This is a genomic window from Aliarcobacter cibarius (genome assembly GCF_013372265.1).
Lineage (GTDB): Bacteria > Campylobacterota > Campylobacteria > Campylobacterales > Arcobacteraceae > Aliarcobacter > Aliarcobacter cibarius.
Genome location: NZ_CP054051.1, coordinates 1,344,588 through 1,364,476, shown reverse-complemented (window position 1 = coordinate 1,364,476; position 19,889 = coordinate 1,344,588). Strand labels below are relative to the sequence as shown.

The window sequence follows — 19,889 nt, the reverse complement described above, 5'->3', positions numbered from 1 at the left end:
TACCTTTTTTAATTTATAAAATAGGATTATAAAATTTATGGAAAATAATTTAAAAAAAGTTGCTTTAATAGGGCAACCAAATGTTGGGAAGTCTTCACTTTTTAACAGACTTGCAAATAAAAGAATAGCAATAGTTTCAGATATTGCTGGTACTACAAGAGATATTAAAAAACATCAAATAGAGATTTTAGATAGATCTGCATTATTACTTGATACAGGTGGAATTGATGAAACAAATGATGAAATTTTTTCAAATGTAAAAAATAAAGCTATAAAAACTGCAAAAGAGGCTGATATAATACTTTTTATGGTGGATGGGAAAAATATTCCTGATGATAAAGATAAGGAATTATTTTATGAGCTTCAAAGATTAGGAAAAGAGCTTGCATTAGTTGTAAATAAAATTGATAATGACAAAGAATTAGAAAGATTATGGGAATTTTTTGAATTTGGAATAAGTGATGAAAATCTTTTTGGTATTTCAGTTTCTCATAATAGAGGAACAAAAACACTTTATGAATGGATTTATAAGCACCTTCCTGAAAATCCAGAAACTGTAGCTAAGCTTGAAGAAGAAAAGAGAAGAAAAGAACTTGAGGATGAGTTTTTTGAAGATGAATTTGAAAATGATGAAGATTTTTCAATTGAAGGTTTAGAAAAACTTGATGAAGAAGAAGTTATAGACGACACATCAATAAATGTTGCAATTATAGGTCGTGTTAATGTTGGAAAATCTTCTATTTTGAATTCTCTTGTTGGAATGGAAAGATCCGTTGTATCTTCAATTGCAGGAACAACAATTGACCCAGTTGATGAAACATTTTCATATAAAGATAAAAATATAACTTTTGTAGATACTGCTGGTTTAAGAAGAAGAGGAAGCATTGAAGGAATTGAAAAATATGCTTTAATGCGAACAAAAGAGATGTTAGAAAAAGCGAATGTTGCTTTAGTTGTTCTTGATGCATCAAGAGAATTAACAGATTTAGATGAAAAAATTGCAGGTCTTGTAGATGAGTATGGTTTAGGAACAATTATTGTACTAAACAAATGGGATGAAAACATGGATACATTCCAAAAAATTGAAGAAGAAGTAAGAAGAAGATTTAGATTTTTATCTTACGCTCCAATTATTGCAGTTTCAGCAAAAACAGGAAGAAGTATTGATAGATTGAAAGATAAAATTGTTGAAATCTTTGATAATTATACTCAAAGAATTCCAACTTCACAACTTAATAAAGTTATTGAAGAAGCAGTTATTAGACACTCACTTCCTAGTCCAAATGGAGCATATTTAAGAATTTATTACTCAACACAATTTAGTACAAGACCACCTAGAATTGCCTTAGTTATGAATAAACCACAGTTATTACACTATTCATATAAAAGATATTTAATTAATTTCTTAAGAGAAAAATTTAATTTTGAAGGTACACCAATTCATGTTATTGCAAGAGGAAAACATGATAAAATGGGTGATGAAGAATATTTGGAAAGATAAATGGCAAAAATTTATCTTCTAAATAATCAAAAATTTGATGGTGTAGAAAATCTTGAGATTTTTAAAGTACAAAGTTTAAAATTTGATTTAGATTTAACTTCATATGATGCTTTAGTTTTTACTTCAAAGAGTGCAATTTATGCACTTGAGGATAATAAAGTAAATTGGAAAAGCATACCATCATATTTGATTGCTCCAGCAACAGCAAATATTGCTAATGAATTTGGTGCTAATATTGCTTTTATTGGCTCAAGTGGGCATGGAAATGAATTTGCAAAAGAGTTAATTCCTCATTTAAAAGATAAAAAAGTTTTGTATGTAAAAGCAAAAATAACAGTTTCTAATCTTCCAAATATTTTAAGAGAAAATGAAATAGATATTGATGAATTAGTATCTTATGAGACGGTTTGTAATAAAAATTTAAAACATATTGAGTTGGAAGATGACTCTATTATAATTTTTACTTCACCTTCTAGTGTTAAGTGTTTTTTTAATAAATTTTCTTGGAATAGCAGTTATAAGGCTATTGTTATTGGAAAAACTACAGCAACTTATCTTCCAAAAGAGATAAAAAATTATCAAATAAGTAGTTCTACAAGTGTAAAAGATTGTGTTACTCTGGCTCTATCAAATTTTAATTAAACATAATTTTAAAGATATTTTAGATAAAATCAGTCTTAATAATATACAGCCTAAGTAGTTCGGGATTTCCATTGTCGCGGGTCCGATAATATATTTTTGTATGTAATATGTAGTTATATGGTGTGCAGCGTTTCATTGTGTTTATGCTCCTTAAATATGCTCTTGCGTACTTTCCTGACTTTTCAGGGCCATTTTTATGGTTAACGGCTACTTGGGTCTTTTTATAAATTTTTCAATAAGGAAATAATCGTGAATATATTAATACTTGGAAGTGGTGGAAGAGAATACTCTATTGGTTTAGCAATATCTAAAGAGAAATCTCATAACTTGTATTTTATGCCAGGGAATGGTGCAACTTCGAGTTTAGGGACAAATATTAATATAAAAGATTATGAAAAATTAGTATCTTTTGCAAAAGACAATAGTATAGATTTGACTATAGTAGGACCAGAGGCTCCTTTAGTAGATGGTGTTGTTGATATATTTAGAAAAAATAGTCTTGTTATTTTTGGACCAACAAAAAATGCTGCAAAGCTAGAGGGTTCAAAAGTTTATATGAAAAATGTATTGAAAAAATATAATATACCAACAGCAGCGTTTATAGAAACTTCAAATGAAAAAGAGGCTCATGAATTTATTGAAACTATGAATTTACCAATAGTTGTAAAAGCAGATGGTTTATGTGCTGGAAAAGGTGTAATTATAGCTCAAAGTAAAGAAGAAGCAAAATCTGCTGTTTCAGATATGCTTTCAGGAACTTCTTTCGGAGATGCTGGAGCTAATGTTGTAATTGAAGAATTTTTAGATGGTTATGAATTATCTGTTTTTGCTATTTGTGATGGTGAAAATTATAAGATTCTTCCAGCAGCTCAAGATCATAAAAGAGTAGGTGATGGTGATACAGGACCAAATACTGGTGGTATGGGTGCTTATGCTCCAACACCTCTTGTAAATGATGAAATTTATAAAAAAATTGAAGAAAGAGTTATAAAACCAACTTTAAAAGGAATGCAACAAGAAAAGGCACCTTTTGAAGGGGTTTTATTTATAGGTGTTATGGTTGTTAAAGGTGAACCAATTATTTTAGAATACAATGTACGATTTGGTGATCCAGAGTGTGAAATTTTAATGCCACTTCTAGAAACTCCTGTTTCGGAACTTTTCTATTATGGAGCTACAAAACAACTTGATAAATTAAATATTAAAATTAAAGATGAGTTTGCTGTAGGTGTTGTTATGGCTAGTGAAAATTATCCATATAGTTCAAGTAAACCAGCTGAAATTATTATTGATGAAATAGTAGATGAAGATTTAAAAAATAATTCTCATATCTCTTTTGCTGGAGTTGAAAATATTGATGGAAAACTTATGGCGACTGGTGGAAGAGTTCTTGTTTGTGTTGGTACAGGTAAATCAATAAAAGAGGCTAGAGATAGAGCTTATTTACTTTGTGGACAAGTTCATTTTGCTGGAAAAAAATGTAGAACTGATATTGCTTATCAGGCTTTAAAGTAGTTTTATGCAAGATAATATTGATATATCTAAACTTCAATTAGCATCTATGAGAAGTAGAGCTTTTGCTTTTGTAATTGATGATATAATTGTTAGTCTTTTAGTGATGTTTGCTTATTGGGATGTTATTGTAGCCGCTAGTAATAATAGTGAGGAGTTAATTTACTTGATGCAAGCAACATTAGTAGTTCCATTAATGGCTCTGAAAGTTGCTTATCATACTTTTTTTGTTTGGTATGATGGACAAACAATTGGTAAAAGAATTGTTAAAATAAGAGTAATTGATGGTCAAAATTGGGGCAGAGCTAATTTTATGCAAGCACTATTTAGGGCTTTTGGAAGAGTTGTTTCAGAAATGTTCTTTTATGTTGGTTTCTTTATAGGATTTTTTAATGATGGAAGAAAAACATTCCATGATTTTACAGGAAAAACGTTGGTGATAAATGCGTAAAATAGTAGCTTCTATAATCGTTACATCAGCTTTAATATATGGAGCTGAAATTAATAATGAAAAATATCAGTTAATTGCAGAAAAAGTAGATACAAAAGACAATATTATTACTGCAACTGGAAATGTTGTAATCTATTCTCCAACTTATTATTTAAGCGCAGATAAGGTTATATTTCATAAAGATAGTGAAAATTTTGAACTCTTTGACAATGTTTTAATTATAAAAGAAAATAATGTTCAAACACAAAGTAATTATGCTTATGTTGATTTAAAAAATGAGATTATAAATCAATCTCCAACTTTTTTGATGGAAAATTCAAATAGTATCTGGACGAATGCAAAAGAATCAAGAAAAAATAAAGAAATAGTAAAATTAGATGGAACAATAATTTCATCATGTGATTGTATAGATCCTGACTGGAGTGTTAGAACTTCAAGTGCTGATTATGATACTGAAAAAATGTGGATAAATGCTTATAATCCAAGACTTTATTTTAAAGATGTTCCTGTGTTTTATCTTCCTTATTGGGGATTTCCTACAGATACAACAAGAAGAACAGGTCTTTTATTACCTTTAATTGGATATTCAAGTGGAGAAGGTTTTTATTATTCTCAACCAATATTTATTGCACCTGCTGATAATTATGATATTGAAGTAATCCCTCAAATAAGAACTTTAAGAGGTTCTGGAGTTTATACACATCTTAGATATGCAGATTCTCCAGATTCTATTGTTAAGATAAAAACTGGTTATTTTAAAGAAAAACAAAAATATAGAGAAGAAGAAGGAATTGAAAATTCTGAACATTATGGTGCAAATTTAGATTATGAAAGAAGAAAGATTTTTGCAAATCAAGAAAATCATGATGATGGAATATTTGCTTCATTAAAGTATTTAAATGATGTTGAATACATAACTTTAGAAGATGCAGATAATGATATTTCGTCAGATAAGAAAGTTGAATCAAAATTAAATTATTTTTATAATACTCCAAATTATTATGGTGGAGTTTATGGAAAATATTATAAAAATTTGGGAACAACTAATATAGGTACTTCTGAAAATCCAGAATATAAACAAGTATCAAATAGAAGTACTTTACAAGAATTACCACAAATCCATGGTCACAAATATAATGAAGAGTTATTTTTAGATGGATTGGTTTACTCTTTAGATACAAAATATTATAACTATACTAGAAGAGAAGGCTTAAATGCAGATATTTATGAGATAAGTTTGCCTATATCTTATAGTAAAAATATTTTAGATGACTATATGTATATTGGAGCTGAAAATAAATCGATTTTATCACAGTATAATTATACAAACTCTCTTTATGATCTAAAATATGAAAATGGAACGCTTTTACAAAATACAACATCATTTTTTGTAGGAAGTGATTTAATAAGACCATATACTGATTATATTCATACTGTAAATTTGCAAGCAAGTTATAATATTCCGGAAAATATTAAAAAAGATGGGGATTTATATGGAATTACAGTTGAAAAAACTAATACTCCATCAAATCAAGAAGAAAGAAATAATAATTTAAAGTTTAGTGAATTATCGAGTTTTCCAACAATTAAAGATAATAAAACTATTGATTTAGAGTTAAATCAATCTATTTATGGTAAAGATAGTTTAAAACAAATTGTTAATCATAAAATGAGTCAATCAATAGTCTATGATAGTTTAGATGAACCAAAAGCTCAGGATTATGAAAATTATTTAAAATTTAATCATGACTTTGGTTCAATTTCTGGAAAAGTTATATATAACATGCAAGATAAAACAATAGTTGAAAGTAATGCTAGTAATACATTGAAATATGGAAATTTTTCTTTAACTGCAAATTATAATATGATGCAAGGTTCGGAAGAAAATAAAGAATTTAATAATAGAGATGATTTAGAATCTTATGGTTATTCAACATCATATAGATTAACAAGAGATTATTCTGTTAGATATTATGAAAATTATAATATAAAAGAAAAAGTTAGAAGTAAACAAGGAATAGGTTTTAATATTGATGATAGCTGTTGGAATTTAGATTTAATGGTTGAAAAAGATATAAAACCACAAACTGGAAAATATCCAAATGAAGAACAAACCGTTCTTTATGCATTTTTAACTTTAAAACCAGTTGGTGGAATTAGACAAAAATACAAAATAGACGATAACAGAAATGAATTTGAGCAAAGATGAATTTAGATAAAATTTATTTTAAAAATAGAGAAGATGCTGCAAGAAAATTAGCAGATGTTTTACCAATTGATAATATGAGACTCGAAGAATGGACTGTTATAGCAGTTTCAAATGGTGGATATGCAATAGCAAAAATTATTGCAAGAGAACTCAATGCTAAGTTGGATATTATGTTCAATGAAAAAATTTATGCACCTAATAATGAAGAGTGTGAAATAGCAGTTGTTACTGAGCTTGAAGAGGTTCTAATTCATGAAGAACTTGTGAAATCTTTTGATATAGATTTAAATTATATTTATTCTAAATCTAAAATAATCTATGAAGATATCCTAAAACCAAAAATAGCTAGTTTTAGAGCAGGTTTGAAGCTTGATAATTTAGAAGGTAAAAATATTTTAATAGTAGATGAGGATATAAATATAGGTTTAGTAATGATGGCTTGCATAAAAACTATTATAAATCAAAAAGTAAAATCTATAAGTGTTGCAACACCAATACTTTCAACAGCAAGTATTCCTGCAATAGATTCAATTACTGATGACTTATATTATATAAAGAGCTTAGATCATTTTGTTGAAGCAAATCATTATTATGAAGAGCTTGAAGATATTAGTATGGAAGATTTAGAAAGAATTAAAAAAGAAGGATAAATAAAATATGTCGATAATTTGTGAATTAACACTAAACAATAAAAAAGAGATTTTTGAATTTAATAAAGTTGCAAAACAAGCAAATGGTGCAGTATTATTAAAAATGGGTAATGCAGTAGTTTTAGCAGCAGTTGCTTGTGAATTTGATAATCCAGTAAGTGAGGATTTTACTCCACTTACAGTTCAATATATTGAAAAAACTTATGCAACAGCAAAATTACCAGGTGGATTTATAAAAAGAGAAGGTAAACCTAGTGATTTTGAAACATTAACTTCAAGAGTAATTGATAGAAGCTTAAGACCATTATTTCCTAAAGGATTTGTATATCCAACTACAATTACTGTAATGGTTTTAAGTGCAGATAAAGATGTTGATTTACAAACAGTTGCTTTAAATGCAGCAAATGCAGCATTATATACATCAAATCTTCCAATAAAAAAATCAGTATGTGGTGTTAGAGTTGGGAAAATTGATGGAAAATTAGTAATTAATCCAACTATTGAAGAGTTAAATAATTCAGTTTTAGATTTATATGTTGCTGGTTCAAAAGATGAACTTTTAATGATTGAAATGAAAACAATTTCATCTTTAAATAATTTAGAACATTCTACAAATGAAATGGAAGAAGAAGTTTTAGTTGAAGCAATATCTTTTGCTCAAGAAGCTTTAAAAGAAGCAAATATAGCTTATGAAAATAATTTTGAAAAAGCTTGTAAAGAGATGGCTGTAGTTGAATTAGTAGAATTTTCTATTGAAAAATCAGTTATTGATTATGTAAGAAACAATTTTGCAGATGATATAAAATCTGCAATTAAGAAATTAGCAAAAAGTGAAAGAGCTGTTGAGTTAAAAGAACTTGCTAAAGTTATATCAATAAATGATTATTGTGTATCAAACGAAATAGAGTTTAAAACAATTTATGAAGCAGTTTCTATTGTTAAAAAAGAACTTGTTAGAGATATGATTGTAAATGAAAAAGTAAGAGCTGATGGAAGAGGTCTTAAAGATGTAAGACCAATCTCTATTGAAACAAATATTTTACCTTCAGCACATTCGTCTTGTTTATTTACAAGAGGTGAAACTCAAGCATTAGTTGTTGGAACAATTGCGGGGGCTAAAGATGGACAAATGTATGAAGTTTTAACTGATAAATCTACATCTATGGAAAATTTCATGGTACATTATAATTTTCCAGGATTTAGTGTTGGTGAAGCGAAGCCAATTTTTGGAGTAGGAAGAAGAGAATTAGGACATGGAAATCTAGCTAAAAAAGCTCTTGAATCTACTATAAATAAAAATCACAAAGATACTTTTAGAATTGTTTCAGAAATTTTAGAATCAAATGGTTCTTCATCTATGGCAACAGTTTGTGGAGGTTCATTAGCTCTTAAAGCAGCACATATTCCAATTTCTGATTTAGTAGCAGGTGTTGCTATGGGAATGGTAGTTGAAGGTGATAAATATTCTATTTTAACTGATATTATGGGACTTGAAGATCATGATGGTGATATGGATTTTAAAGTAGCTGGAACAAAAAATGGAATAACAGCTCTTCAAATGGATATAAAGTTAGGTGGAATTGAGTTAAATGTTTTAAAAGAAGCTCTTTTACAAGCAAAAGAGGGGAGAGAACATATCTTAAATATTATGGAAGATGCTTCAAAAACTATTGTAGCTAGTCCTGCGTTACCAAAAATAGAAGAGTTTGATATTGATAGTTCTAAGATGATGGTTGTTATTGGTAAAGGTGGAGCAACTATAAAAGAGATTATTGAAAAATATAATGTAAGTATAGATTTAAATAGAGACGCTGGAACTGTGAAAGTAAGCGGTGAAGATTCTTCAAAAATAACTGATGCAAGTAATTTTATAAGAGACTTAGTAAATAATTCAAGTTCACAAAAGGTAGCTGCTAAGATAGATTTTGAAAAACTTTATAGTGTAGATGAAGTAGTGTCTGGAAAAGTTGAAAGAGTAGTTGATTTTGGAGCATTTATCCTTCTTGAAAAAGGTGGAGAAGGTCTTTTACACATATCAAAACTTTCAAAACAAAGAGTAGAAAAAGCAAGTGATGTTTTATCAGTTGGACAAGAAATAGAAGTTAAAGTTCTTAAAGTTCAAAAAGATAGAATTGAATTAAGTTTAAATTAATCCTTTAGGATTAATTTTTCTTCCTCCTTCTTCATAAAATAACTAGGAAATCTAATCCTAAATTAATATTTCTTACGATAGTATAATAAAAATAATTTTTTTAAATGTAAACTTTAAGGGGTTTTTATGGCCAAACTTTTAATAGTAGATGACTCAACAATGCTAAGAGATATGTTAAACTATGCTTTAAATGAAGGTGGTTATACAGATGTTGTCGAAGCAATTGATGGAGTTGATGGTTTAGCAAAAGCAAAAACAGCTGATTTTGATTTAGTTATTACTGATGTAAATATGCCAAATATGGACGGTCTTACATTAATAACTGAGTTGAGAAAATTACCAGCATATATAAAAAAACCAATTTTAGTATTGACAACTGAGAGAAGTGATGAAATGAAAGCTAAAGGAAAGGCTGCAGGAGCTACTGGATGGATTGTTAAACCATTTGTTCCAGATCAGTTATTAAAAGCTGTAAATATAGTATTAAGCAGATAAAAAGGATAAATAATGTCATTTGATATTTCTAAATATAGAGAAATGTTTCTAGAAGAGGCCTCAGAACTATTTGAATCTGCTGATAACGTCTTATTAGAAGCAGAGAACAATGGTACTTTAACAGATGATGAAATGGGACAACTATTTAGAGATGTTCATACATTAAAAGGTAGTGGTGCTTCTGTAGAATTAGCTTATTTTGCTGAATTTACACATGATGTTGAAAATCTTATGGATAAGTTAAGAAGTCATAAAATAGAGTTTATTCCTGAAATGGCAGAAACACTTTTAGATGGTCTTGATGTAATGAAAGAAATTTTAGATTTAGAAGTTTCAAATAAAATAAACAGAGAAAAGTTCACTGAAATGACAGCATCTTTACTTGAAGAGATTAGGGCTTATTCAAAAGGTGAGGCGGTTATAAAAACTGTTTCTAAACCTATTGTTGAAAAAAAAGTTGAAATTAAAAAAGATGTAGAAGATAATTCTAAAGATCACTTTGGGTTCTTTGATGAAGATATGAATACTGTAAGAGATGAAGAAAGTCCATCTTATGGTTTATTTATGGATGATGATATAAATGAAGAACACAAAACTTATGGTTTTTTTGAAGATGATTTAGAAAAAATTTCTGAATTAGTAGATAATCAACCAGAAGAAATAAAAGAAGAGAAAGAACATTTTGGATTCTTTGATGATGTTCCTTCTATAACGCCAAATTCTGTTATGAAGTTAAATGATATTGATGAAAAGGTTCAAAATGAAGCAGTTTCTGAGACAAAAACTGAAGTAGTTAAGACAGCAACTAGAAAAGTTAAACCGTCTGAACAAGATGAAGAGACAAAAAAATCAATAGCAAATAATAACAACAATAGTATTAGAGTTAATCTTGATAAAATAGACTTATTAATGAATAACGTTGGGGATTTAGTTATTACAAATGCTATGCTTACTCAATTTTCTTCTTCTATTGAAGAGACAAAAACAAGAGCTTCTGTATTAGAAAGATTAGAACTTCTTGAAAGACATATAAGAGATATGCAAGATAGTATTATGAGTATTAGAATGGTTCCAATGGAGTCTATATATTCTAAATTCCCAAAGGTTGTAAGAGATATTTCAAGAAAACTTAGTAAAAAAGTTGAATTTAAACATTATGGAGATAATGTAGAAATTGATAAAGCAATGATTGAAGGATTAACAGATCCTTTGATGCATATTATTAGAAATTCTTTAGATCATGGTATTGAGATGCCAACAGAAAGAGAAGCTGCTGGGAAACCTGAAACAGGTTCTATTTCTATTTCAGCAGAGCAAGCAAACGGTCAAATGATTATTACAATCGAGGATGATGGTAAAGGTATTGACTGTGAAAAAGTTGCTCTTAAAGCTTTAGAAAAAGGTCAGATTGATGAATATCAATACAATAATATGACTGAAAATGAAAAAGCTATGCTTATTTTTGGAGCAGGACTTTCAACAGCTGATCAAATTACAGATATTTCAGGTCGTGGTGTTGGAATGGACGTTGTAAAAACAAATATCTATAAGTTAGGTGGGGCAATTAAACTAGATACTAAACTAGGAGAAGGTACTACAATTACAATTATGCTTCCTCTTACTCTTGCTATTTTAGATGGGTTAGATATAAAAGTGGGAGATCAAAAATATATATTACCACTTAGCTCTATAGTTGAGTCACTACAACCAACATCTGATATGATTAAAAAAATTGGTGATGGAAGTAGAGATTTATTGATGTTAAGAGAGGAATTCATTCCTATAGTTAGACTTCATCAGCTGTTTGGCTTAGAAGATAGCTTTGAAAATTTAGAAGATGGGATGTTAATAGTTGTTAAGTCAGGAAACACAAAAGTTGCATTATCTATTGATGAATTTTTAAATCAACATCAAGTTGTTGTTAAGCCTCTTGATAAAAATTTCAGAAGCGTTCAAGGAATTGGAGCAGCTACTGTAAGAGGAGATGGAAGTATTGGACTTATCTTAGATGTAGTAGGTATAATAAATGCTCAAATTAAGATAGAGAAAGATATGCATTCTGTAAAAAAGGCTTCTTAAAATATGTCTTATAGCGTAGAAGACATTCATAATAGAGTAAAAAAGATTCTTTATTCTCTAACAGGAATTACTCTTACAGAGAATAAAGAGATTATGATCTCCAATAGAATTGATAAGTTAAAAAGAAACTGTAAATTTTACGGAGATATAATGGAGTTACTTGATTTAGTAGAAGAAGGTAGATATGAAAGAGATTTTATAAATACTTTTACTACTAATAAAACACATTTTTTCAGAGAAGATTTTCATTTTATAGATTTAAAAGATAGAGTTCTACCTAAATTCGCTCAAAGTGGAGAAAAGATTTCTATGTGGTGCTCAGCTTCTTCAACTGGAGAAGAACCATACTCTATGGCTATGACGGTTTTTGAAGGTGTGGAGGAAAGTGGAAGAAACATTAGTGCTTCTATTATAGCTACAGATATAGATACAAATGTTTTACAATACGCAGCAGATGGTATTTATAGGTATTCAAAATCTTCAAAAGAGTTTCCTTCTTGGATTAAACCTCAAAAATATTTTAAAAGAAGAGTTCAAAAAACTTTATCAGGAGATGAAGTATTAATTAAAGCAAATGATGAATTAAAAAGAATGATTAGTTTTCATGAGTTAAACTTAAATGATTCATCTTATGGTTTTTCAAATAATCAATTTGATGTAATATTTTGTAGAAATGTGCTTATATATTTTTCAGTTGAAGATCAAAATAAGATTCTAAAAAAAATATTTCGTCATTTAAAAATTGGTGGAACTTTGTATCTTGGTCATTCTGAAAATCCTCAAGATTTAATTAATTATGTAAAAAGAGTTGGACAAAATATTTTTATAAAAGAAAAAGAGATTATATGATTATAATTGGTCATAAAGATGGTAGTATAGAAAAGACATCATCTTCTAGATTTACTCAACAAACAAAAGGTTATAATACACATACTGTTATTGGCGGTGAATTTGCTGTTGGAAAAGATGATGATGATGTAGCTTTTAAGACGTTATTAGGATCTTGTGTTGCTTTAATGTTTTATGATAAAGATAAAAAAGTTAAAGGTATGAACCATTTCTTACTACCAAAAACAGAAAATACTATAGATGATATGAAATATGGTCTTTATTCTGTTGAGGCAATGTTAAATGAAATGTACAAAATGGGTTGTAAAAAAGAGAATATGGTTGCAAAAATATCAGGAGGTGCTGATATTATGCAATTAAATCTATCAAATACATCTATTGGGCAACGAAATGTTGAGTTTGCTAAAGAGTTTTGCAGATCTGAAGGATTTAAAGTTTTATCTGAACATACAAGAGGAGAGCATGGAAGATTAATTCTTTTAGCCGATAATTTTGATACTTTTATTAAAGTTACTCAAAAATCTGATACTGATAGTAAAATTCTTTCTGATGAGAAAAAATTACAAACAGAGATTACAAAAGCTCCTGTTATCAAAGAATACAGTGGTGCTGTTGAGATTTTTGGTGCTGAGAATAAAGAAATTGAACCTCAAATGGAAATTGAACTTTTTTAAAATATAATTTAGGGTTAAGATATGTATACAGTTTTGGTTATTGATGATTCTGCTTCTATGAGAAGAGTTTTAAAAGATTTAATTAATTCTATTGATGAATTTGAAGTTATTGGTGTAGCAAATGATGCTTATGAAGCCAGAGAAAAAATTAAAGAATTTGAACCAGATCTTGTAACAATAGATATAAATATGCCTAAGATGGATGGAGTTACATTTTTACGAAATTTAATGAGACTACATCCTATGCCTGCAGTTGTAATTTCAGGTGAGAGTGTAAGAGGAAATGACATATTTGATGATGGTGCTGTTGGATTTATTCCTAAACCAGAAACAGGTGAATCTATGGACTCTTTTTCAGAAAGAATAAAAGATACTCTTTTAAGTCTTACTTTTTTATTGAAAAGATATACTCTTAAAAAACCCAAACCTTTAAAAGCTGTAGTTAGCTATCATAATAACACTGATTATAAAGTTCATCCAGATGAAGTTATTCCTCTTCGAGCATCAAAATTCCCTGGTACAAAAGTAATAGCAATAGGTTCATCAACTGGTGGGGTAGAATCATTACTTAGAGTTTTTAAAAGATTACCAAATGACCTTCCTCCTATACTTATAACTCAACATATTCCATATGGTTTTTCTAACTCTTTTGCTCAAAGATTAAATGATAATTCAGATGTAGATGTTTGTGAAGCAAAAGATGCCATGGTTTTAGAAAGAGGTCATGCTTATTTAGCACCAGGAAATATGCATTTAACTATTGAAAAATATGGAAATGAATTAAGAACAAAATTATTAGACACTAAAAAGGTAAGTCAACATAAGCCAAGTGTTGATGTACTTTTTAGATCAATAAATAATAGTGTTGGTGGAAGTGCTATGGCTGTTATGATGACTGGTATGGGGGATGATGGAACAATTGCAATGAAAGAACTTTTTGATAATGGCGCTTATACTATTGCTCAAAATGAAGAGAGTTGTGTTGTTTTTGGAATGCCTATGAAAGCAATACAAGCTGGAGCAGTGAAAGATATTGTACATTTAGATGAAATTGCTTCTTATATCATAGACTTTTCTAGAGGAAAAAGAAAATAAATTTTAAAACTCTTCCCTTTTTTTATTATTATAGATTAGACTATATTTATTAGTCTAATCTAGGGCCAGCAGCTGTAAAGTCATATTCACTTTCTAAAGTTAAGTACTTTTTAAAGTTTTCAATATACATTTCTGCTAATTTTCTTTTTGCTTTATCATATTCTAAAGGATCAGACCATGTATATCTAGGAGTTAATACATGAGTGTCTACACCTTTTAATGTTTTAGGAATTTGTAAATTAAATATAGTCATATTTTGGAATTCAGAATCATTAATAGAGCCGTCTAAAATTGCATTTATACAAGCTCTTGTATTTTTTATACTCATTCTTTTTCCAACACCATAAGGACCACCAGTCCATCCTGTATTAACTAAGAATACATTTACGTTATGTTCATCTATTTTTTTACCTAAAAGCTCAGCATAAACTGTTGGATTTAAAGGTAAGAAAGCTTCTCCAAAACATGATGAGAATGTTGCAATTGGTTCCGTAATTCCTCTTTCAGTTCCAGCAACTTTAGCTGTATAACCACTTAGGAAATAATACATAGCTTGTTGTTTATTAAGTTTAGCAACTGGAGGAAGAACACCAAAAGCATCAGCACATAAGAAAATGATATTTTTTGGATGCCCACCTCTCATAGTAGGAGCATGATTCTCTATATGATCAATAGGATAAGAAACTCTAGTATTTTCAGTTTTTGATTTATCATTATAATCAACTACACCATTTTCATCAGCAACAACATTCTCTAATATTGCACCTTTTCTAATAGCTCCAAAAATCTCAGGTTCACTATCTGGATCAAGATTTATTACTTTTGCGTAACAACCACCTTCAAAATTAAATACACCCTTATCATCCCAACCATGCTCATCATCACCAATTAGTGCTCTGTTTGGATCAGTTGAAAGTGTAGTTTTTCCAGTCCCACTAAGTCCGAAGAATAGTGCTGTATCACCATCTTTACCAATATTTGCTGAACAATGCATTGGTAATTTTCCTTCTAATGGAAGCCAGTAGTTCATCATAGAGAACACACCTTTTTTCATTTCACCAGCGTACCAAGTCCCACCAATAATTGCTTGATTTTCTTCTACATTGAATATTACGTAAACTTCAGAGTGTAACCCATGACTAACATATGACATATCAACAGTTTTACAAGCATTATAAATTGTAAAATCAGGTTTGAAGTTTTCTAATTCTTCTTTTGTAGGTATGATAAACATATTTTGAATAAAGTGAGCTTGCCAAGCAACTTCTGTTATAAATCTAACAGCTCTTCTTGAGTCTAAAGATGAACCACAATAAACATCAGTTACAAAAACATCTTTATTACTTAGTTGTTTTTTTGAAGTTTTTAATAAATCTTCATAAACATCTTTTGAAACTTTTCTATTGATATCACCCCAAGCAATATACTTGTTAGAAGGATCTTGATTAACAAAAAATTTGTCTTTTGGGCTTCTTCCTGTGAAAATTCCCGTGTCAATCATTAAAGCACCTGTTGAAGATATCTTAGCACCTTCATTTTTAACTGCAAAATCGATTAAAAAATCAATATCCGAATTTCTAAATACAGTTCCAACGTTTTCTAAACCTAATGAGTCTTTAATATTAGACATAATTTAAATTCCTATCCTAATTTTTAATGCGAAATTTTATCCAAAAAAATATAAAACTTTCTGAAATATGAGTAATTTTTGCTAAAAAATCATATTTTTTTCATTTTATTTGTTTTTTTATTACTTCAAATAACTTTTTTATAGTATTTTATCCCCAATTTTATAGATTAAATGATCAATCTTTTTAAAAAAATTAAATAAACTATTTTTACTTTCAATAATTTTTTTTGGCATTTTAAATCCTTAATAATTTTTTTAATATTACAATATTTAATTAATTTACTTGAAAAATATTGCAAATTGTAATATAATTCTAAAATTATTTTTATAAGGTGGTTTATATGTTTATGATTGATGAAATTATAAATAAATTAAAAGATATATTAAGTACAGATAATAAAGATAAAAAAATTTTTGATAAGGATGTTGCTGAGTCACTTGATCTTTCTCAGGCAAATTTTGCAACTATGAAAAATAGAGGAAAAATTCCATATTCAAATATTTTAAATTTTTGTGCAAAAAGAAGAATTTCTATTAACTGGCTTCTATATAATCAAAATCCAAATTCATTAATTGATAGTACTGATAAATATTGGATAAAGTATTATCCTAGTGTTAGTGTAAGTGCTGGAGGTGGGGCTTATGAAGATGAAGATAGTTATGAAAGTTTAGAATTACCTGAATACTTTTTGACTATTTTAGGTGGTAAAGATAATCTTAAAAATATAGAAGCTATTAATGTTGTTGGTGATTCTATGGAACCTACTTTGAATTCAAATAATATTATATTTGTTGATAAAACAAAAAATGATTTAAATAAAGATGGAGTTTATGCCTTTACCACAAATTATGGACTTTTTGTAAAAAGAGTTCAAAAAAGAGTTGATGGACAATTGGATATTATTTCTGATAATAAAGATTACCCTTTACAAGTACTAAAAAAAGATGAGATAAATATACTTGGCAAGGTTGTTGGTTCTTTTGGAAAAATATATTAAAATAAAGTAGGTCTATTTTGAGATTTTTGAAGATATTCTAAAATCTCTTTATAGCTAAAATCTATTAAGTATGCACAGTTAAAATTTGAGATTTTTAAAATATTTTTTAATTCATCAATGTTTTTTATAAGAATTTGTTTTTCTTTATTTATAAATTCAACATAATTTTTAGTTATAAATATAGATTTTGCATATTTAAATTCATCATTAATATATTTAATCTCTGCTTGAATTAAATTCTTATTATTTTGACAAATTATAAAACTATCACTTTTACCAAATTCAATTGGCTCGAAATTTTTATCTATAAATATCGCTTTAAAATTTGTATAAAATTTTAATTTTGATACATCTATATCTTTATTAAAAAAATTATAAATATTTAAAAAGCTATTTAAATATAAGCTTGATAATCTTAGTCTTGAAAAATAGTTATCTTCATAAGAAAAACTTAACTCAAAAAGTGAGTGTTTTACTAAATTTTTAATATTATTTTCATCTATATATTTTTCAAATTTTTTATTTTTAGGATATATATTGTTTAGAATTTGATAATTTTTTGAGATTATAATATCTCCATCTTCTACTTCATCTATAAATTTAAAAGATTTCTCTATATCTTCTGAAAGTAGAAAAATATTTTTAGAATGATTATTTTGATAAAGTTCAAACATATCAAATGTTTCATTATCACAAAAATAAGCATCTATTTTTAAATTTGATAATTTATATCTTAGAATTTTTATAAGAGCTAGTTCTAGATTTTTTACTTTAATAAAAGCAACTTCATTATCAATAATAGGAAAATTTTCTTCAAAAATAGTTGCATAAGCACCATTTGAAATAGCAATTTTTAAATCTTCAAAATTTTTTGCAATAAATAAATCAGAAGTCTTTACAGTTTTTGCATCATATTTTATACCATTTATAAATGAGATTGATGGAGAATTTAAAAGTTCTCCATCAATAATATCTACTATAGAAGAGATTTTCACTAGCTTATTTTTGTCCCAATTTTTTTAGGTTTTTCAGGACGAATTAGGCTTAATCCATTTTCATCTTTAGCTGCAAGTAGCATTCCTTCACTAACATAACCCATCAATTTAGCAGGTTTTAAATTTGCAGCAACACAAGCTTGAGTACCTATTAAATCATTTGCGTTATAAAATTCTTTTATTCCTGCTAAAATTTGTCTAGGTCGATTTTCTCCTAAATCAACTTTTAATAAAAGAAGTTTAGAAGATTTTGGAACTTCTTGAGCTTCTAAAATTGTTCCCACTTTAATTGACGCTTCAAAAAATTTATCAATAGTTATTAAGTTGTCTTGTATTTCAAGTTTTTCTAATTCTACTTTAGTAGAAATTTCTTCTTCACTCTTTGAAATATCACCACACGGAGGTTGAGCTAAAAGAATATCTTCAACTCTAGGGAAAAGAGCATCGATTTTTGTAATTTTAACATCATCTAAAAGTTCTTTATTTAAAATTAACTTATTATAATTTTCTGTTGAAATTTGAATTCCTAAACAAGTAGAAATATCTTTTATTTTATGAGGCATAACAGAATCTAACAATAATGCAACTTTTGCCATAATATTTGTAATTAATGCAACTAAAGCCATAGCTTCTTCAGTTTTACCATCTTTTATTAAATTCCAAGGTTCGTAATCATTGATTGCTTTATTTCCAATAGTTAAAATTTTCCAAAGTTCTTCAAGATATTTATTTATTTGCATGTTATAAATAAATCCTTGTAATGTTTCAATTATAGAATTTACATCTTCAAGTTCTTTTTTATGGAATTTTTCTACATCTTTAGAAGATACATTAAAATCAAAATATTTACCACTCATTCCTATGATTCTATTTAAAAGATTTCCTAAATCATTTCCTAAATCTGAATTAATTCTATCAATTAAAGCTTTTTGTGAAAAATCTCCATCTTGTCCAAAAGGAACTTCTCTTAAAAGAAAATATCTAAACGCATCTAATCCATATGCATCGGCTACTTCTTTAGGATTTACTACATTTCCTTTTGATTTACTCATTTTTTCACCATCTCTTGTCCACCAACCATGAGCAGCAATGTGTTTTGGAAGAGGTAATTCTAGTGACATTAAAAATGCTGGCCAATAAATAGCATGGAATCTTAAAATATCTTTTCCTACTAAATGGATGTTTGCTGGCCAAAATTTCATATTTTCTTCAGTTGCACCATACCCTAAAGCTGTTGCATAATTTAAAAGTGCATCTAACCAAACATACATAACATGTTTTGGCTCATTTATTTCAGCTGGTAATTTAATTCCCCAGTTAAAAGAAGTTCTAGATATTGATAAATCTTTTAATCCATTTTTTACAAAATTTATAACTTCATTTTTTTTTGCTCTTGGAAGAATGCAATCAGGATTTTGTTCATACCAATCTAAAAGTCTATCTTGATATTTTGATAATTTAAAAAAGTAACTCTCTTCTTTTACAACTATTGTTGATCTTCCACACTCAGGACAAAATTGTTCATCTATTAGATTTGATTCTGTATGAAATGTCTCGCAAGGAACACAATAAAATCCTTCATATTCATCTTTATAAATATCACCTTTTTCATACATTTTCAAAAAAGCATGTTGAACACCTTTTTTATGTTCTTCATCTGTTGTTCTTATAAACTTGTCATAAGTTATATCAAAATCATCCCATAAGCTTCTAAATTTTCCAGATATTTCATCTGCATACTCTTTTGGAGTTTTATTTCTAGCTTCTGCGCTTTGAGCAATTTTTTGTCCATGCTCATCTGTACCTGTTAGAAAATATGTATTGTGACCTACTAATCTAGAATGTCTTGCTAACATATCAGCAATAATAGTAGTATACGCATGTCCTATATGAGCTACATCGTTTACATAGTAAATTGGAGTTGTTATATAAACATTTTTACAAGAGTTTTGCATCT

Annotated in this window: 16 protein-coding genes; 13 read left to right on the top strand and 3 right to left on the bottom strand. The window is 28.0% G+C overall.

Annotated features, from left to right (window positions below; genetic code table 11):
• Positions 1-37: 37 nt before the first annotated feature.
• The 12 genes from der to ACBT_RS06700 all read left to right on the top strand — a co-directional run bounded on the left by der (position 38) and on the right by ACBT_RS06700 (position 14,309).
• The gene (gene der / locus ACBT_RS06755) at positions 38-1,501 is read left to right on the top strand and encodes a ribosome biogenesis GTPase Der (protein ID WP_024775037.1); all 1,464 of its coding nucleotides are present in this window, start codon (positions 38-40) and stop codon (positions 1,499-1,501) included.
• Positions 1,502-2,143, top strand: coding sequence for a uroporphyrinogen-III synthase (locus tag ACBT_RS06750; RefSeq protein WP_024775036.1), 642 nt, complete (start codon positions 1,502-1,504; stop codon positions 2,141-2,143). It begins immediately after the preceding gene.
• A 249-nt stretch (positions 2,144-2,392) separates the two neighbouring features.
• Positions 2,393-3,658, top strand: a complete 1,266-nt coding sequence (gene purD, locus ACBT_RS06745; protein ID WP_024775035.1) for a phosphoribosylamine--glycine ligase — start codon at positions 2,393-2,395, stop codon at positions 3,656-3,658.
• Positions 3,659-3,662: 4 nt separating this feature from the next.
• Positions 3,663-4,106: an RDD family protein gene (locus tag ACBT_RS06740; protein ID WP_024775034.1), complete on the top strand. Its 444-nt coding sequence runs from the start codon at positions 3,663-3,665 to the stop codon at positions 4,104-4,106.
• Positions 4,099-6,315 (top strand): LPS-assembly protein LptD, encoded by a 2,217-nt coding sequence (locus ACBT_RS06735; RefSeq protein WP_024775033.1) that lies wholly within the window; start codon positions 4,099-4,101, stop codon positions 6,313-6,315. Before ACBT_RS06740 ends, ACBT_RS06735 begins: the two co-directional genes overlap by 8 nt.
• On the top strand, positions 6,312-6,965 hold the full coding sequence (locus ACBT_RS06730; protein ID WP_024775032.1) for a phosphoribosyltransferase family protein: 654 nt from the start codon (positions 6,312-6,314) through the stop codon (positions 6,963-6,965). Before ACBT_RS06735 ends, ACBT_RS06730 begins: the two co-directional genes overlap by 4 nt.
• 7 nt (positions 6,966-6,972) lie before the next feature.
• Positions 6,973-9,117: a polyribonucleotide nucleotidyltransferase gene (locus tag ACBT_RS06725; RefSeq protein ID WP_024775031.1), complete on the top strand. Its 2,145-nt coding sequence runs from the start codon at positions 6,973-6,975 to the stop codon at positions 9,115-9,117.
• Between the two features lie 126 nt (positions 9,118-9,243).
• Complete coding sequence (locus tag ACBT_RS06720; RefSeq protein ID WP_024775030.1) at positions 9,244-9,612, top strand: response regulator; 369 nt, start codon at positions 9,244-9,246, stop codon at positions 9,610-9,612.
• A gap of 12 nt (positions 9,613-9,624) precedes the next feature.
• Positions 9,625-11,691 (top strand): chemotaxis protein CheA, encoded by a 2,067-nt coding sequence (locus tag ACBT_RS06715; RefSeq protein WP_024775029.1) that lies wholly within the window; start codon positions 9,625-9,627, stop codon positions 11,689-11,691.
• Between the two features lie 3 nt (positions 11,692-11,694).
• Entirely contained in the window at positions 11,695-12,540 is an 846-nt protein-coding gene (locus ACBT_RS06710) for a CheR family methyltransferase (protein WP_024775028.1), read from the top strand.
• Positions 12,537-13,214 carry a chemotaxis protein CheD gene (locus ACBT_RS06705; protein WP_024775027.1) on the top strand — a complete coding sequence of 226 codons (678 nt, stop codon included), beginning with the start codon at positions 12,537-12,539 and terminating at the stop codon, positions 13,212-13,214. The genes ACBT_RS06710 and ACBT_RS06705 overlap by 4 nt, the downstream gene beginning before the upstream one ends.
• A 21-nt stretch (positions 13,215-13,235) precedes the next feature.
• Positions 13,236-14,309 (top strand): protein-glutamate methylesterase/protein-glutamine glutaminase, encoded by a 1,074-nt coding sequence (locus ACBT_RS06700; RefSeq protein ID WP_024775026.1) that lies wholly within the window; start codon positions 13,236-13,238, stop codon positions 14,307-14,309.
• Positions 14,310-14,358: 49 nt separating this feature from the next.
• Here the strand turns inward: ACBT_RS06700 and pckA are convergent, their stop codons facing one another.
• The gene (gene pckA, locus ACBT_RS06695) at positions 14,359-15,939 is read right to left on the bottom strand and encodes a phosphoenolpyruvate carboxykinase (ATP) (RefSeq protein WP_024775025.1); all 1,581 of its coding nucleotides are present in this window, start codon (positions 15,937-15,939) and stop codon (positions 14,359-14,361) included.
• Positions 15,940-16,280: 341 nt separating this feature from the next.
• On the opposite strand from pckA, the gene ACBT_RS06690 reads away from it, so the two are divergent.
• Positions 16,281-16,937, top strand: coding sequence for a S24 family peptidase (locus ACBT_RS06690; RefSeq protein ID WP_024775024.1), 657 nt, complete (start codon positions 16,281-16,283; stop codon positions 16,935-16,937).
• On the opposite strand, the gene ACBT_RS06685 is transcribed toward ACBT_RS06690, so the two are convergent.
• On the bottom strand, positions 16,934-17,932 hold the full coding sequence (locus ACBT_RS06685) for a UDP-N-acetylmuramoyl-tripeptide--D-alanyl-D-alanine ligase (RefSeq protein WP_024775023.1): 999 nt from the start codon (positions 17,930-17,932) through the stop codon (positions 16,934-16,936). The two genes, ACBT_RS06690 and ACBT_RS06685, sit on opposite strands and share 4 nt — an antisense overlap.
• Positions 17,932-19,887, bottom strand: coding sequence for a methionine--tRNA ligase (metG, locus tag ACBT_RS06680; protein ID WP_024775022.1), 1,956 nt, complete (start codon positions 19,885-19,887; stop codon positions 17,932-17,934). Before metG ends, ACBT_RS06685 begins: the two co-directional genes overlap by 1 nt.
• Positions 19,888-19,889: the final 2 nt, after the last annotated feature.

Bases quoted from the DNA above. Each gene is read 5' to 3' on its own strand.
- ACBT_RS06720 (WP_024775030.1), top strand. From the start codon at position 9,244: ATGGCCAAACTTTTAATAGTAGATGACTCAACAATGCTAAGAGATATG.
- ACBT_RS06705 (WP_024775027.1), top strand. From the start codon at position 12,537: ATGATTATAATTGGTCATAAAGATGGTAGTATAGAAAAGACATCATCT.
- ACBT_RS06700 (WP_024775026.1), top strand. From the start codon at position 13,236: ATGTATACAGTTTTGGTTATTGATGATTCTGCTTCTATGAGAAGAGTT.
- ACBT_RS06710 (WP_024775028.1), top strand. From the start codon at position 11,695: ATGTCTTATAGCGTAGAAGACATTCATAATAGAGTAAAAAAGATTCTT.
- metG (WP_024775022.1), bottom strand. From the start codon at position 19,887: ATGCAAAACTCTTGTAAAAATGTTTATATAACAACTCCAATTTACTAT.
- der (WP_024775037.1), top strand. From the start codon at position 38: ATGGAAAATAATTTAAAAAAAGTTGCTTTAATAGGGCAACCAAATGTT.
- ACBT_RS06740 (WP_024775034.1), top strand. From the start codon at position 3,663: ATGCAAGATAATATTGATATATCTAAACTTCAATTAGCATCTATGAGA.
- ACBT_RS06715 (WP_024775029.1), top strand. From the start codon at position 9,625: ATGTCATTTGATATTTCTAAATATAGAGAAATGTTTCTAGAAGAGGCC.
- ACBT_RS06730 (WP_024775032.1), top strand. From the start codon at position 6,312: ATGAATTTAGATAAAATTTATTTTAAAAATAGAGAAGATGCTGCAAGA.
- ACBT_RS06690 (WP_024775024.1), top strand. From the start codon at position 16,281: ATGTTTATGATTGATGAAATTATAAATAAATTAAAAGATATATTAAGT.
- ACBT_RS06750 (WP_024775036.1), top strand. From the start codon at position 1,502: ATGGCAAAAATTTATCTTCTAAATAATCAAAAATTTGATGGTGTAGAA.
- ACBT_RS06735 (WP_024775033.1), top strand. From the start codon at position 4,099: ATGCGTAAAATAGTAGCTTCTATAATCGTTACATCAGCTTTAATATAT.
- pckA (WP_024775025.1), bottom strand. From the start codon at position 15,939: ATGTCTAATATTAAAGACTCATTAGGTTTAGAAAACGTTGGAACTGTA.
- ACBT_RS06725 (WP_024775031.1), top strand. From the start codon at position 6,973: ATGTCGATAATTTGTGAATTAACACTAAACAATAAAAAAGAGATTTTT.